At 38.7% G+C, this 14674-nt stretch carries 15 protein-coding genes and 2 other annotated features (1 of these 17 cut by a window edge); of the genes, 11 read left to right on the forward strand and 4 right to left on the reverse strand.

What is annotated here, in order from left to right:
* The first annotated feature begins 10 nt into the window (after positions 1–10).
* The 6 genes from AMS59_RS00665 to AMS59_RS00690 all read left to right on the forward strand — a co-directional run bounded on the left by AMS59_RS00665 (position 11) and on the right by AMS59_RS00690 (position 4354).
* A complete protein-coding gene (locus tag AMS59_RS00665) occupies positions 11–793 on the forward strand; it encodes an ABC transporter ATP-binding protein (protein WP_053481985.1) in 783 nt (260 codons plus the stop codon).
* Positions 790–1569, forward strand: coding sequence for an alpha/beta hydrolase (locus AMS59_RS00670; RefSeq protein WP_053481845.1), 780 nt, complete (start codon positions 790–792; stop codon positions 1567–1569). Before AMS59_RS00665 ends, AMS59_RS00670 begins: the two co-directional genes overlap by 4 nt.
* Before the next feature lie 286 nt (positions 1570–1855).
* Positions 1856–2266: a GNAT family N-acetyltransferase gene (locus AMS59_RS00675; RefSeq protein ID WP_234007648.1), complete on the forward strand. Its 411-nt coding sequence runs from the start codon at positions 1856–1858 to the stop codon at positions 2264–2266.
* 12 nt (positions 2267–2278) lie between these two features.
* Positions 2279–2923 (forward strand): hypothetical protein, encoded by a 645-nt coding sequence (locus AMS59_RS00680; protein ID WP_053481846.1) that lies wholly within the window; start codon positions 2279–2281, stop codon positions 2921–2923.
* A 92-nt stretch (positions 2924–3015) separates the two neighbouring features.
* Complete coding sequence (locus AMS59_RS00685) at positions 3016–3498, forward strand: hypothetical protein (protein ID WP_053481847.1); 483 nt, start codon at positions 3016–3018, stop codon at positions 3496–3498.
* A 343-nt stretch (positions 3499–3841) separates the two neighbouring features.
* The gene (locus tag AMS59_RS00690; RefSeq protein WP_053481848.1) at positions 3842–4354 is read left to right on the forward strand and encodes a YfiT family bacillithiol transferase; all 513 of its coding nucleotides are present in this window, start codon (positions 3842–3844) and stop codon (positions 4352–4354) included.
* Positions 4355–4605: 251 nt separating this feature from the next.
* Here the strand turns inward: AMS59_RS00690 and rpmG are convergent, their stop codons facing one another.
* On the reverse strand, positions 4606–4755 hold the full coding sequence (gene rpmG, locus AMS59_RS00695) for a 50S ribosomal protein L33 (RefSeq protein ID WP_053481849.1): 150 nt from the start codon (positions 4753–4755) through the stop codon (positions 4606–4608).
* Positions 4756–4924: 169 nt separating this feature from the next.
* On the opposite strand from rpmG, the gene AMS59_RS00700 reads away from it, so the two are divergent.
* A complete protein-coding gene (locus AMS59_RS00700; protein WP_053481850.1) occupies positions 4925–6118 on the forward strand; it encodes a GTP-binding protein in 1194 nt (397 codons plus the stop codon).
* 24 nt (positions 6119–6142) lie between these two features.
* On the opposite strand, the gene AMS59_RS00705 is transcribed toward AMS59_RS00700, so the two are convergent.
* Positions 6143–6685 (reverse strand): isoprenylcysteine carboxyl methyltransferase family protein, encoded by a 543-nt coding sequence (locus AMS59_RS00705; protein WP_053481851.1) that lies wholly within the window; start codon positions 6683–6685, stop codon positions 6143–6145.
* 1 nt (position 6686) lies between these two features.
* Positions 6687–7769 (reverse strand): type III polyketide synthase, encoded by a 1083-nt coding sequence (locus tag AMS59_RS00710; protein ID WP_053481852.1) that lies wholly within the window; start codon positions 7767–7769, stop codon positions 6687–6689.
* A gap of 370 nt (positions 7770–8139) precedes the next feature.
* Here AMS59_RS00710 and rsgA point away from each other — a divergent pair, with 370 nt between their 5' ends.
* The 4 genes from rsgA to metG all read left to right on the forward strand — a co-directional run bounded on the left by rsgA (position 8140) and on the right by metG (position 12732).
* Complete coding sequence (rsgA, locus tag AMS59_RS00715; RefSeq protein ID WP_053481853.1) at positions 8140–9216, forward strand: ribosome small subunit-dependent GTPase A; 1077 nt, start codon at positions 8140–8142, stop codon at positions 9214–9216.
* Positions 9217–9259: 43 nt separating this feature from the next.
* Positions 9260–9685, forward strand: a complete 426-nt coding sequence (gene fosM / locus AMS59_RS00720; RefSeq protein ID WP_053481854.1) for a FosM family fosfomycin resistance protein — start codon at positions 9260–9262, stop codon at positions 9683–9685.
* A gap of 55 nt (positions 9686–9740) precedes the next feature.
* Positions 9741–10388 (forward strand): HAD hydrolase-like protein, encoded by a 648-nt coding sequence (locus AMS59_RS00725; protein ID WP_053481855.1) that lies wholly within the window; start codon positions 9741–9743, stop codon positions 10386–10388.
* Positions 10389–10511: 123 nt separating this feature from the next.
* Positions 10512–10907, forward strand: a binding site (T-box leader).
* 190 nt (positions 10908–11097) lie between these two features.
* Positions 11098–12732 carry a methionine--tRNA ligase gene (metG, locus tag AMS59_RS00730; RefSeq protein ID WP_053481856.1) on the forward strand — a complete coding sequence of 545 codons (1635 nt, stop codon included), beginning with the start codon at positions 11098–11100 and terminating at the stop codon, positions 12730–12732.
* Positions 12733–12819: 87 nt separating this feature from the next.
* On the opposite strand, the gene AMS59_RS00735 is transcribed toward metG, so the two are convergent.
* Positions 12820–14391 (reverse strand): 2-isopropylmalate synthase, encoded by a 1572-nt coding sequence (locus AMS59_RS00735; protein WP_053481857.1) that lies wholly within the window; start codon positions 14389–14391, stop codon positions 12820–12822.
* A 141-nt stretch (positions 14392–14532) separates the two neighbouring features.
* Positions 14533–14674, reverse strand: a binding site (T-box leader); it runs 96 nt beyond the window's last position.

Consider the following 14674-nt stretch of genomic DNA (forward strand, 5'->3'; position numbering starts at 1 on the left):
TGCATTTAGAATGGAAAATTTATCTTCTGGCTATGAGCAGGTTCGTGTGTTTGAAAGCTTGAATTTAACAATAGAGGAGGGGAAGGTTACGACCATTATAGGTCCCAATGGATGTGGAAAATCTACACTGTTAAAAACAATTGGTCGTATATTAAAGAAGCAGCAGGGCACGGTTTATTTACAGGATCAAAACATGCAAAATTTATCGACGAAGGAAATTGCGAAAAAGCTCGCTATCTTGTCCCAGACACCTATCGCCCCAGGTCAGTTAAAGGTGAAGGAGCTCATTGCTTATGGCCGTTATCCCCATCGAAATAATGTTAATCGCTTAACGAAAAAGGACGAGGAAATGGTTGAATGGGCCTTAAATGTAACGAATACGATGGAGTACCGAAATCGAGAGCTTGCTCAGCTTTCGGGCGGTCAACGCCAGCGTGTATGGCTTGCAATGGCCTTAGCGCAAGAAACAAGTATTTTGTTATTAGACGAACCGACAACCTATTTAGATATGGCACATCAGCTAGAGGTGTTAGAAATTGTAAAAGACTTAAACGAACAGCATCGTTGTACGATTGTTATGGTATTGCACGATATTAATCACGCGGCACGATATTCAGATCATTTAATTGCAATGAGGCAGGGAGCTGTAATGAAAACTGGAACACCTGAGGAAATTTTATGTGCAGATGTTATGCGGAACGTCTTCAATATTAATGCTCGTATTATGGAAGATCCAGTTACGAAAACACCAGTATGCTATGGCTATGATGTTATGAAGGAGACCGACAAATGATTGAGGAGAAAATCGTGAAAGCACTTGATTATATGACGCAGCAAATTACTTCGAAATTTACAGATTATACGTATACCGTAAATGTCTATGTACCGAACGGAGAAGTACCGAAAGGAGGTTTTCCGATCTTATACGTATTAGATGGATCTTCATATTTCCACCTTATAAAGGAAGCGGTTCGCCTACAAAGCCGTAATGCACCTAAAACAGGAGTCTTACCAGCCGTTGTTGTTGGTATTGGGCATGGTGCAGACATGCACGAACGACGATTTTATGATTTTACAGGACAAGCCGAAACGTATACTTATCCTGCAAGATTTAAAGGTAAGGGTCATGAGAAACATGGAGGAGCAGAGAACTTTAGTAGATTTTTAGAGGAGGAATTAAAGCCAAGTATTCAGGCTGAATTCCCAGTAAATATACAGCATGAAGCACTGTTTGGGCATTCATTAGCTGGTTATTTTGTACTTTGGCAATTATTCCATCATCAAGCAAGTTTCCAACGCTATATAGCGATTAGCCCTTCTATTTGGTGGAATGAGCATGAACTAGTAGGTTATGCGTCAACATTTTTAAAAGAGCGTCCATTTGCTTATGAAAAACTATTCATCGGTGTGGGAGAACTAGAAATCTTTATGGTTGATGATGCACAACAAATCGCGAGTAAATTGCAGAATATCATGGATATCTCCTTCTATGAAGCGTTGGAGGAAAATCATGCTTCAATCGTTCCAACTGTTATGAGTAGAGCAATACGTTTTGTGAACAAAAAATAAATAGTGATGACCGCATTATTTCAAGGTAATGCGGTTTATTTATGGTTAAAAATACATTATAATGTATTTTTAACCATAAAAGGAGTGTTGACAGATGAACATTATTTTAGCGCAAGTAGAGGATGCTTCAGTAATTCATAATGTTATGCTGCGAGCTTTTAAATTCTTTCAGCGCTTGACTACCCGCTGAAAGAATTTAAAGCCTCCGGCGGATGTCACGGAATCGGAAAGGAGTTCTTTGTGCTTGCACAAAGCCGATTCCGGACGCAATTATGCCGAGGCATAATTGATAGAGTATGAACATGCAACACCACCATCAAGTGCACTAAGTGAAACAGTTGAATCGATTGAACAGGCGATGAAAAAAGGTGAGCATGCCTTCATCGGATATATCGATGAACAACCAGTTGCAATGGTAAGATTTACACTAAGCGCTCAAGGAATTTATTTTTTTAGATTATCTGTAATTCCAGAAATGCAAGGACAAGGATTGGCCAAAGCATTAATTACCGAGCTTGAGCAATTCGCATGGGCGAAAGGAAAAACGATAAGCGAATGTAAAGTACGTATGAGTGTACCGAGAAATATTGAGTTATATCACTCATTGGGGTATATTGTCACAAAAGAAAGCGAGGAAGAAAATCGTAACGGTTTCTCTCTTTCTGTAGCGACAATGGAAAAACAGCTTAATAATTAGGGGGGATAGCTCTTGAGGAAAACGCTTGGCTGTTTACATGCACATTATTCAAATATTGAGTATATAGAACAGGCATTTCAAAACATTGAGAAAGTAGAACTGGTACATTTTGTGGATCCTGGTCTTATACAGCAAGTATCAAAAGGGACTGGAGAGTTAGCCTTTAAGGTTAAAGAGCAACTTGAATGGATGGAAAGTTGTGATATGGATGCCATCTTAATAACGTGCACTAACTATATTGCATTATTAGAGGAAGAACAGCTAGAACTTTCTATTCCGATTGTTAAAATAGATGAGCCGTTCTTTGAAACGGTATGTGAAGAAGAACAGCCTCAAACGATTCTTTTTACAAATCCTGAAACCGTAGAAGGAACAATGAACAGACTTCAGCAATATGCTTTACTACATGAAAAATCCATTAATGCTGAAGTAAAAGTTATCGACAATACGTTTGAATTGATTATCCAAGGAAAAAAGGATGCATATAATAACGCTATTATACAAGCTCTTCATGATGTAGCAGGTGAACAGCAGCATATTTCAGTTGCACAGCTTTCAATGGTTGAGGCTGCACGGCAATTCGAAAAAGAGTCAACGTTAACGATTACGCATCCGCTAAAGTCGTTAGCTAAATTTGTGATGCAAGCTATAGAATAATAGTTTGTGTGTAGTTTTCGGAATACTCTGTAACAATTTGTGCAATACATTCGTTTCATAGGAAATAACTATGACTTGTAGGGAGTGTGGTAATGAGGGTATGGATAATTATGGTAGCTTCGTTGTTATTGTTGGTAGGCTGTTCAATGAACGGGAAAGCAGTAACTCTGCCAAATGATTTACCTGATTTTGTGCAAGAAAGTGATTTTAAATCGATTGATTGGGACAAAAAGGCGGTAGAGTTTGGAGACAGAGGTATTATTGGTAATGCGAATAAATCAGGTGTTATCGGGGCCAATATGCCGAGTTTAAACACTCAAAAATGGATGTGGCATCTTTGGGGAATTGAAGAAGGTCGTGATAGCAAGTTAACAATTGTCGGGTATCATAAAGATTCTAAAACGGTGTATCCTATCTTGGTAGATGGGTGGACAATAGGGCTTGGTGGACCTGTTAATGGTGCAGATGCTCATACACCTTCAAATGTAAAAATACCAAAACCTGGTGAATGGGCAATTTTACTTTATACGAATGGGAACTATTTTGATACGTTAATTTACGATATTAATGAATAGAGAGTGAATATTGCATACAACGACCCTCATTTTGTAAGTATAATTCTTACAAAATGAGGGTTTTGCTTAAAAGATTTAACTTCTTTCAGCGGGTGTCCAAACATCGCTGAAAAAGAGAAACTCAGGCTAAAACCTTCACATCCTGTGAAAACGCCTGAGTGACCAACATCGTGTTGGCCCAAAGCCTCCGGCGGATGTCACGGAATCGGAAAGGAGTTCTTTGTGCTTGCACAAAGCCGATTCCGGACGCAATTATGCCGAGGCATAATTGATTGCAAATGGCGTAAAAAATATAAAATTGGTAATATGAAAAGTAAGAAAATAGAAGTGGAGGATAGCTATTATGACCGATTTACGATATCCAATTGGACAATTTCAATTTCCGGAAGTAGTTACAGCACAGCAAGTAAAGGAATGGATGGAGGATATTCGTCTATTACCGAAACAACTAGCAGAGACTCTTAATGGAGCAAGTGAACAAGCATTAACAAAATCCTACCGAGAAAATGGCTGGACGGTTACGCAGCTTGTCCACCATATTGCAGATAGTCATATGAATAGCTTTATCCGTTTTAAGCTAGCTTTGACGGAGGATATTCCAACGATTAAACCTTACAATGAAGAAGATTGGGCAAAGCTTCCTGATTCAGAAATGCCTGCTTCAACATCTTATAAAATGATTGAGAGCTTACATGAACGTTGGGTTTATTTACTAACAAGCTTAACAACAGAGCAATTACAACGAGCATTTAATCATCCAGATTCAGGATTAATGACACTTGAAAAAGCTGTAGCCTTATATGCTTGGCACGGAAAGCATCATCTTGCTCATATTCAAATTGCTTTGGCGAAATAGATGCTCAAGTAAATAAGGTATTGGCTCAATCAATGGATTTTGAAAAAGCAGTTGAATCATAAATGACGCTTGCTTGATGACTTGATCCACAAATTGAATGAGCTAACTATAGAACTTAATACTGATAAAACTGTATAAAGTATGTTATTGAAGGCTGTTTCAAAAGTAAGACAAGACACTTTTGAAACAGCTATTTTAATGTTATTCGGGGATTCTACATAATTGTAGAGCAATCATATCTTGCCTTAATATTATTTCGTTTCTCGGTGCAATGTAACTCTTTTCAAGCGCGGGGAATATTTCTTAAGCTCCAGCCTTTCAGGATTAGTTCGTTTATTTTTTGTAGTGATATAGTTTTTATCACCTGTTTCTGTGCAGGCTAATGTCACTTGTACACGCATAAAATAACCTCCTTTTAAATCGTAATTATTACGCTTTATACATTATTATTTTTATTGAAATATGTCAATATCGTATTTCCGCAAAGTTTTTAGCGTTGCATTTTGTAGGATACTATGTTTTAATTACAAACTATAAATAGTAATCATTACGATTTAAGGGGTTGTAAAAATGACAAGAAAAATTCCAGTTACAGTTTTAAGTGGTTATTTAGGTTCTGGTAAAACAACAATGATGAATCACATTTTACAAAATGAAAAAGATATGCGTGTAGCTGTTATCGTCAATGATATGAGTGAAATTAATATTGATGCAGAGTTAATTGCAAATGGAAGTGGAATTTCACGAACAGAGGAAAAATTTGTAGAGTTATCGAATGGTTGCATTTGCTGCACGTTACGCGAGGATTTATTGCAGGAGGTGGAGCGTCTCGCAAAGCTCGGTACTATTGATTATATTTTAATTGAATCAACAGGGATTAGTGAGCCAATACCTGTTGCCCAAACGTTTAGCTATTTAGACGAAGAGCTTGGTATTGATTTAACAAAGTTTTGCCAGCTTGATACGATGGTGACGGTTGTAGATGCGAATCGTTTTTGGCATGATTTTCAGTCGGGTGAAAGCCTTTTAGAGCGTAAGGAGGCAGTGGGCGAATTAGATGAACGGGATGTTGCGGACTTACTCATTGAGCAAATCGAGTTTTGTGATGTCCTTGTATTAAACAAATGTGATTTAGTATCAGGTGAAGAGCTTGAAAGATTAGAGCGTATTTTGCGCGCTTTACAACCTGAAGCAAAGCTAATTCGTACAGTTAATGGTGTAATAGAGCCAGCTGAGATATTAAATACTGGACGCTTTGATTTTGAACGAGTATCGGAATCTGCTGGTTGGTTAAAGGAATTAGAACTTGGCCATGAAAATCATACACCTGAAACAGAGGAGTACGGCATTTCTTCGTTCACCTATATACGTAGAAGACCCTTTCATCCAATGCGTTTTGTAGAATGGTGTGACCAGATGCCAGAATCGATTGTCCGAGCAAAGGGGATTATTTGGAGTGCAAAGCATCAAGATGTTGCATTATTGCTATCACAGGCAGGCTCATCAGCAAAAATAGAGCCCGTTTCTTATTGGGTAGCTGCTTTACCAAAAGAACAGCAGCAGGATGTTTTCTTGCAAAGCCCCGAGGTACTAGAGGATTGGGATGAGGAATTCGGAGATCGCATGACACAGCTCGTAATAATTGGTGTTGATTTAGATAAAGAGGCGATTATAAAAGAATTGGACAAGTGTTTATTAACGGAAGATGAGTTTAATAATTCATGGGAGAGTTTACAAGATCCGTTCAATTGGGAATGGCATTAAAGATAAAAACAAAGAAGATTTCGGCTAGGATTCCGAAATCTTCTTTTGAAATATATGATTGTAATTTGTAGCATCTCGCAAAGCTTTTTCCTCAATTGGAATGCGCACGGACAGCATTGTCACATTTAAAAGTGTAAAGCAAAATGCTGTGAAATATGCTTGAAACATTAAAGGCAGAAGAATAATTTCTAAGCAAACCACAGCGTAATTTGGGTGACGCATAAATGTGTAAGGGCCTTTCCGTACAACTTCGGCATCCGGTAATATGAGTATTTTTGTGTTCCAAAAAGACCCTAATGAACGAATACACCAAATACGTAATGCCTGAACGGCAATAAATAATATGAACAATAACGGAAATAAAGGCGATAAACTTTTATGATTAGTAACGACTTCAATAATTAAAAACAGGAAAAAACCGGCGTGCAAAGAAACCATATATGGATAATGAGAGGAGCCAACTTCGTATGCCCCTTGTGAAAGCATCCATTTTTCATTGCGTTTTGCAATGAAAACTTCTGTCAATCTTTGTAGAATGACGAGGATCAAAATAATGTAAATAATCATGCTACTCCCTCCATTTAAGTAATACAGCTTCAGCACAGAAGCCAGGGCCGAGAGCGACGAGTAAACCAGTATCCTCTACTTGTCCTTCATTTAACATAAATTGCTCCAATACATATAGCACGGTAGGAGATGACATATTTCCGTGAAATTTCAATATTTCCCGAGAAATATCGGTTTTTTTGGAAGCTAGATACAGAGAATCTTCATAAGCTTTTAACACTTTTTTACCGCCAGGATGTGCAATGAAGTGGTTAAGCTGTTCACTATATAGTTCATGTTCTAATAAAAATTGTTCAATGAATGGCCCGAACCATTGGGTGATTATGGCAGGAATACTTTTCTGAAAAACGACATGTAGACCATTATTTTTAATATTCCAACCCATAACATTTTCTGAATCTGGCATCCATTTAGAGCCAGTCCCGATAATAGCAGGTACTGATTTTTTTACTGCGATATTCACTTCATCTCCACAGACGAGTATACATGCGGCTCCATCTGCAAAAAGAGAGGCACCGATTAAATTACTTTTTGAAAAATCATTTGGCTGAAAGGTTAGACTACAAAGCTCGACACAAACGACAAGAACTTTTGCTTCTGGATGGGCACGACAAAAATCATAGGCTCTACTAACACCGGCCGCACCACCAGCGCAACCAAGTCCCCAAAGTGGAATGCGTTTAAGTCTGTCTGAAAAAGGAAGTTTATTCATAACTCGTGCATCAATACTTGGTGTGGAAATGCCAGTAGAACTCACGAAAATGATGGCATCAATATCTTTAGGAGAAATAGGTGAATGTAAAAACGCTTCATTTTGTAAACAGGCTTGAATGACGTCAACGCTATATTGTGTAGCTAGCTCAATATATAAATCATTACGTTCCTCAAAGGAATGATCCGTACGATGCCATTCTGGTGGCACACAAAAATGGCGTGTTGCAATACCACCATTCTCAAAAACTTTTAAGTAGCGTTCTAATTTGGGAATCTTTGCATGAAAAAGCTCCTTCGTTAGCTCCTCTGCGTTTGTCTGCTGTAATGTGTACGGTGGTTGGTATGTACTGATAGAAATGATTTTTGACAATTCAACATCTCCTTCGCAACTAGTGGTCTTGTTCATTGTATGCAGGGGGATAGGGGGTACATGCTTGTTAGATTATAATTGACAATTTCGGAATATTTCGCTATATTGAAAATAACTAAATCGGAAGTAGGTGATGTGACATGATGAATAGATCCGTTTTTAACGAACTGCAATTCGGTTTGTTCAATTTCACACGCCTAAAATATATAAATTGACCACGCAGTGTATTTCAATCACAATTGTGGTGATTTGTATATTCTCTTAAATGTGCCTGTGAACCTTGTAACTGCCGAATTGCGCAGAGACAAGGTTTTTTTGTGTTTATTATCAATTGAGTACAAAGGATTTTCACATTTAGGAGGAAAACAAATTGAATTTAACAACTTTAGGATTTTCAACATATTTTGAAGAGCAAATGACTGGATTTAAACAGGAGGCTAAGCTGGCGAACTGTGTGCCGGCTAGGGTTACTTTAGAGCATAAGCATTCTTATCGTGTACTGGCTGAAGAAGGAGAGTGGCTGGCAACGATTGCTGGACATTACGCGTATACATCATTAGCACGTGAGGATTTCCCGGCAGTTGGGGATTGGGTGCTAGTTGAGAAAATGCCTGGTGAGGAAAAGGCGATTATTCATAAATTGTTTACACGAAAATCAGTGTTTTCACGTAAGGCTGCGGGTATGGAAATACAAGAGCAAATTGTAGCATCGAATGTTGATATCGTGCTTCTCGTTATGAGCTTAAATGCAGACTTTAATATTCGTCGTTTAGAACGTTATTTAGTAGCTGCGTGGGATTCAGGTGCGAAGCCGATCGTTGTATTGACGAAGGCTGATCTCTGTGAAGATATTTCTAGTAAACTACGTGAGGTTGAGTCTGTAGCGTTCGGTGTGGATGTTTTTGTGACTAGCGCTCTGTCAGGTGAGGGCTTAGAAGATATTCGTACGCTATTTACAGAAGGCGTGACGGGAGCATTGCTCGGCTCTTCTGGTGCCGGAAAATCTACATTGACAAATGCTCTTTGTGGTGAGGAGCTTATGAAGGTTTCGGGTATTCGTGAAGATGATGCGAAGGGGCGCCATACTACAACACATCGTGAGTTAGTTCTATTGCCAGAAGGCGGCTGTTTAATTGATACGCCTGGAATGCGAGAGCTACAATTATGGGACCAAGGTGATAGCTTATCCTCTAGTTTTAAGGATATTGAGGAACTTTCTGCGGCCTGCCGTTACAGGGATTGTACACATCAGAAGGAGCCGTATTGTGCTGTGCAGCAAGCAATTACAGATGGCGTGCTCGAACAATCCCGCCTTCAAAGCTACTTTAAGTTGCAAAGAGAGCTTGCTTTTATTGAACGCAAAACAAATACTCAAGCAAAATTAAGTGAGCAACGCAAATGGAAGCAAATTTCGAAAGGCTTAAAGAAAGGTAAAAAATCAAATTAAACTTGAAATATGAGTGAGCGATTTCATAGCTGGAGGCACGAAAATGACAATCCAAAACATAAATCATTTATTATTTTCAGTTTCAAATTTAGAGAAATCCATCGCATTTTATGAAAAGGTTTTTGACGCAAAATTATTAGTGAAGGGTAGAACTACAGCCTATTTAGATGTAAATGGGCTGTGGCTTGCCCTGAATGTAGAAAAGGATATCCCACGCAATGACATACATCAATCCTATACACATATAGCGTTTTCTATCCAGGAGGACGATTTTGACAAAATGTATGAAAAGCTAGTCCATCATAATGTCAACATTCTAGAAGGCAGACAAAGAGATGTGCGTGATAGAAAATCGATTTATTTCACGGATCCAGACGGTCATAAATTCGAATTTCATACAGGAACTTTACAGGATCGATTGGATTACTATAAGAAGGAAAAAACGCATATGGAGTTTTTTAATGTCTAATGGTTGCAACACTTCTTCAAATGAAAACGTTGCTAATAGTAGAAGGGGTGATCTTATGAAAAAAGCTATTATTTTTGATATGGATGGTACTTTATTTCAAACAAACCTAATATTAGAGCCAGCACTAGCGGCAACGTTCGATGTGTTACGTGCGAAAGGCTTATGGCAGGGAGAAACACCAATAGAGAAATACCGCCAAATTATGGGGGTTCCATTACCTGTTGTTTGGGAAACGTTATGTCCAATGCACACGCTAGAGACACGTGCAGAAAGCAATGCATTATTCCATGTTAAGCTGATTGAACAAATACGTAATCGCCAGGGCGCATTGTATCCAAATGCAGAGCAAACACTTGCTACTTTGGCAGAAAACTATGATTTATTCATTGCTAGTAATGGGCAAACCGAGTATTTACAAGCGATAGTAGAAACTTATCAATTACAGCGTTTTATCAAAGGTACATATAGTATTCAGTCCATTTCGAGCGGTCATAAATCTGATTTAGTGAAAAAGGTCATCGAGGAAAATGCCATTGACCGTGGAGCAGTTATAGGTGACCGTTCTTCTGATATTCAGGCAGCTCATGACAATCAGTTACTCTCTGTTGGTGTACGTTTCGACTTTGCGCAGGAAACAGAATTACAAAAAGCAGACATTATTATTGATGATTTAAAAGAGCTACTTTATATAAAGCTAGGATAAAATTTTATCGACTACATTTTCTGATTTATCGCCTAACTTTTTCATTTTATCGAAAACTTTCAATCGTTTATCGACATGCATTGCAATTCAAAAGTAGAAAGAGTAGAATGGTGGAAATCTATAGTAAAAGCATTGATAAGGAAAAGTAAATTGGATAAGCATTATATAGAGAGCCTCTGTTGGTGGAAATGAGGTAAATGCCCCCTTTTGAAAATGACCTTTGAGCTTCGTACCGAAAGCAAGTTTGCGAGTAGATTACGACGAGATAGGCACTCGTTACAACAGCGGCAGTATCTTTCACTTCTTCCAGCAGATGTCTAAACACCCGTTGGAAGAAGTTCAAGCCTCCGGCGGATGTCACGGAATCGGAAAGGAGTTCTTTGTGCAAGCACAAAGCCGATTCCGGACGCAATTATGCCGAGGCATAATTGATTAAATAAGATGGCACGTACTGATGGAGGCAAATAGTGTGAGCTATTTGTGAATATAGGTGGTAACACGGGTATACTCGTCCTAATCAATTTTGATTAGGGCGTTTTTTTTATCTTCATTCAGGGCTTACCTGAATAAAGATAAAGCCTCCGGCGGATGTCATGGATTTTAAAAGGAAGAATTGTGCTAGCACAATTCAAAATCCAGACGCAATTACGCCGAGGCGTAATTGATCTACACTTTTTCTGTACAATTTTTTCGAGGGGAGCAACTAAAGATGACAATTGTTATTGGAGGCGCGTGGCCATATGCAAATGGTTCGTTGCATTTAGGACATGTTGCCGCATTATTACCAGGTGATATTTTGGCTAGATATTACCGACAAAAGGGCGAGAAGGTTTTATATGTTTCGGGAAGTGACTGTAATGGCACACCGATTTCTATTCGGGCTGCACAGGAAAACACGACAACGGAAGCAATTGCTAATCATTATCATGAGGAGTTTTCAAGGTGCTTCAATGATTTAGGATTTACCTATGATTTGTATACGCGAACGGATGCGCCACACCATCATGATTCTGTTCAGACAATTTTTTTGCAACTACTAGCGAACAATTTTTTATACAAAAAGAAAATTGAACAAGCGTATTGTGAAACGGACAAGCAGTTTTTGCCGGACCGATTTGTAGAGGGGATTTGTCCAAACTGTGGTGCGAAGGCGCGTGGTGACCAATGTGATAATTGCTCAACAATTTTAGACCCACTCGATTTAATCGATAAACGCTGTAAAATTTGTGGGAATGAGCCAATTATCAGGGAGACAGAGCATTTTTATTTTGCTTTTAGTCAGTTTCAAGGGAGGTTGGAGACTTATTTAGCAGAGGCAAAGGCGGAAAAACGCTGGCGAGACAATGCTTTAGGTTTAACAGAACGTTACTTGGCAGAAGGGGTTCCGGACCGCGCTGTAACAAGGGATTTACCAAATGGAATAGACGTGCCAGTACCAGGTTTTGAAGGCAAAAAAATATATGTGTGGATTGAAGCTGTAGCAGGTTACTTAACAGCGAGTATTGAATGGGCAAAGCAGCATCAAATAGCGATTGAAGATTTGTGGAATGAAGAAACGATTTCGTATTATGTGCATGGTAAGGATAATATTCCGTTCCACACAGTTATATGGCCAGCTATTCTTATGGGGATAGGAGCAAAGGCCTTACCTACACATATTGTATCAAACGAATATTTAACATTAGAAAAACGAAAATTATCGACGAGCCAAAACTGGGCAGTATGGGTGCCGTATATTTTGAGTCGATACGATGCAGATTCTATTCGTTATTTTTTAACAATGAATGCGCCAGAAAATCGTGATACTGATTTTTCTTGGCGAGAATTTATTTATAGCCATAATGGCGAATTACTTGGCGCTTACGGTAATTTTGTCAATCGAACATTGAAGTTTTTAGAGAAATCATTCGATAGCAAAGTGCCTCAAACCGAGATAGATACCACTATTCGAAAACACACGATTCAGCTATTTAATGATGTTGGGATTCATTTAGAAGCGGGTCATTTTAAACAAGCTTTAGAGGCTATTTTTGAATACATTCGTGGGGCTAATCGTTATTTTGACGAGCAGCAGCCTTGGCTACAGGTGAAAGAGAATGTAGAAGCCGGCAATCGAACACTAGCAACATGTGTTTATATGATTGCTAATCTTGGCCAGCTGTTACATCCATTTTTACCGTTTTCAGCTGAGAAGGTGAGAAAAATGTTAGGAATCAATGAAGTGATGTGGCATGAGCAAGTGGAGTTACCAACAAGCATTGGCGAAGTGACACCATTGTTTGAACGTCTTGATATTGAATTAATTGAAGAGGAATATCAAAAGTTAGTGGAGGGCAGCCGCTAGGAAAAATGAAAGCAGTATGACTCGATATTGTCATACTGCTTTTAACTTCTTGTTGAACGCAATTATGCCGAGGCATAATTGATCTATTTAATTCATAACAGGTGTTAATTTAGCGACAACAATACTATTGATAGCATTAATATAAGCTAGCGCACTCGCTTTTAAAATATCTGTATCCGCAGCTTTTGCGATATATTTTTCACCTTCATGCTCGATTGTAATTTTTACTTTACCAAGCGCTTCTTTACCACGAGAAACACTATTGATATTATACTCCACAAGTTTCACGTCAATGTTTGTAATTTCTGCGATGGCCGAATATAGGGCATCAATTGGACCTGAGCCAACCGCACTTGCTTTAAATATCTCGCCACCTTTACGTACTTTCACACTTGCTGAAGGGAAGCTTGCATTGCTGACGACTTGTAAATCATCGAAGTCAAAGAACTGATCACTATAATGAGTGGCATTAGCATTGTTGGCGTCATGTTTTTCATAATAGCTTTCCACAATGACATATAAATCGTGATCGTAAACTTCTTTCTTAGCATCAGCAAGTTTCAAAAAGCCTTCGAAAATCCCTTCAAATTCATCTGTAGAAAGATTTGAGAAGCCAAGTTTTTCAAGGGCATTTTTCACCGCGTGACGCCCGGAGCGAGCTGTCAGAACAAGCTCCATATCATCAAGACCTACATCTTCAGGGTGCACAATCTCATAGGCATCACGAGATTTAAGAAGGCCGTCTTGATGAATACCAGATGAATGGGCAAAAGCATTATCCCCAGTAATCGCTTTGTTTACTTGTACGTCTAAGCCCATAAAGCTTGAAACAAGACGAGACGTATTCATAATTTCTCTTGTATTGATACGTGTCTCAGCATTATATACCGAGCCACGTGTTTTCAGCGCCATGACGACTTCTTCTAATGCAGCATTACCTGCACGTTCCCCAATGCCGTTAATTGTACATTCCACTTTATCCGCGCCGTTTTTAATCGCAGCAAGCGTGTTAGCAGTTGCCATACCAAGATCATTATGGCAATGAACACTTAGTAAAACGCTATCGTCTAAGTTCTTCATACGTTCATTTAGTTTATAAATCATTGCTCCGAATTCTTCCGGTTCTGCAAAGCCGACCGTGTCAGGTACATTAATCATTGTTGCCCCAGCTTTCATCACAGCTTCAATGGTTTTCCAAAGATACTCGAAATCAGAGCGAGATGCGTCTTCTGTTGAATATTGGACTTGTGGTAGAAGAGTTTTCGCATATTTTACTGCATCAACGCCAATTTGTAGAATTTGATCCTTGGATTTGCTAAATTTTTTCTCAACATGAATATCAGAAGTACCAAGTACCATATGAATCATAGGGTTTTCAGCATATTTTACAGCGTTATAAACAGCATCAATATCTGCCTGTACAGCACGTGCTAAAGCAGTAATCATAATATCACTTGTATGACCAACTTTTTGTGCGACAGCTTTAACTGCATCAAAATCTCCTTGTGATGAAGCAGGGAAACCAGCCTCGATAATATCGACGCCTAATTTTTTGAGTTGCTGAGCAATCTCTACTTTTTCATATAAATTCAGTTTTGCCCCAGGCACTTGCTCGCCATCACGTAAAGTTGTATCAAACACCCAAATTTTTCTTCCCATTTTCAAACACTCCTTTTGTAGTAGTTGTCTTTATATTGATATTGTCTCTACTTTGAACCGTTAGCTCTGCTAGAGACGAAATCCACACTTAGGCCAATAAACTTTTTGGAATCAATAAAAAAACCCGCCTCTATATAAAAATATAGAGACGAGTTTATGCTCGCGGTACCACTCTAATTGACCTTCTCTTTACAGAAAAAGTCCCCTTATCGACAGCCATCACTGTCTATCCCTTTAACGGAGGAAACCGACGTCCCTTACTTAAAGTTCAGGGAGTGGCTCA

Origin of the sequence: Lysinibacillus sp. FJAT-14745, assembly GCF_001275675.1 — a bacterium.
GTDB lineage: Bacteria > Bacillota > Bacilli > Bacillales_A > Planococcaceae > Lysinibacillus.

Excerpts from the sequence above, each read along its gene's own strand:
- AMS59_RS00665 (WP_053481985.1), top strand. The coding sequence starts at position 11 with ATGGAAAATTTATCTTCTGGCTATGAGCAGGTTCGTGTGTTTGAAAGC.
- AMS59_RS00670 (WP_053481845.1), top strand. The coding sequence starts at position 790 with ATGATTGAGGAGAAAATCGTGAAAGCACTTGATTATATGACGCAGCAA.
- AMS59_RS00685 (WP_053481847.1), top strand. The coding sequence starts at position 3,016 with ATGAGGGTATGGATAATTATGGTAGCTTCGTTGTTATTGTTGGTAGGC.
- AMS59_RS00690 (WP_053481848.1), top strand. The coding sequence starts at position 3,842 with ATGACCGATTTACGATATCCAATTGGACAATTTCAATTTCCGGAAGTA.
- rpmG (WP_053481849.1), bottom strand. The coding sequence starts at position 4,755 with ATGCGTGTACAAGTGACATTAGCCTGCACAGAAACAGGTGATAAAAAC.
- AMS59_RS00700 (WP_053481850.1), top strand. The coding sequence starts at position 4,925 with ATGACAAGAAAAATTCCAGTTACAGTTTTAAGTGGTTATTTAGGTTCT.
- AMS59_RS00705 (WP_053481851.1), bottom strand. The coding sequence starts at position 6,685 with ATGATTATTTACATTATTTTGATCCTCGTCATTCTACAAAGATTGACA.
- fosM (WP_053481854.1), top strand. The coding sequence starts at position 9,260 with ATGACAATCCAAAACATAAATCATTTATTATTTTCAGTTTCAAATTTA.
- AMS59_RS00725 (WP_053481855.1), top strand. The coding sequence starts at position 9,741 with ATGAAAAAAGCTATTATTTTTGATATGGATGGTACTTTATTTCAAACA.
- metG (WP_053481856.1), top strand. The coding sequence starts at position 11,098 with ATGACAATTGTTATTGGAGGCGCGTGGCCATATGCAAATGGTTCGTTG.
- AMS59_RS00735 (WP_053481857.1), bottom strand. The coding sequence starts at position 14,391 with ATGGGAAGAAAAATTTGGGTGTTTGATACAACTTTACGTGATGGCGAG.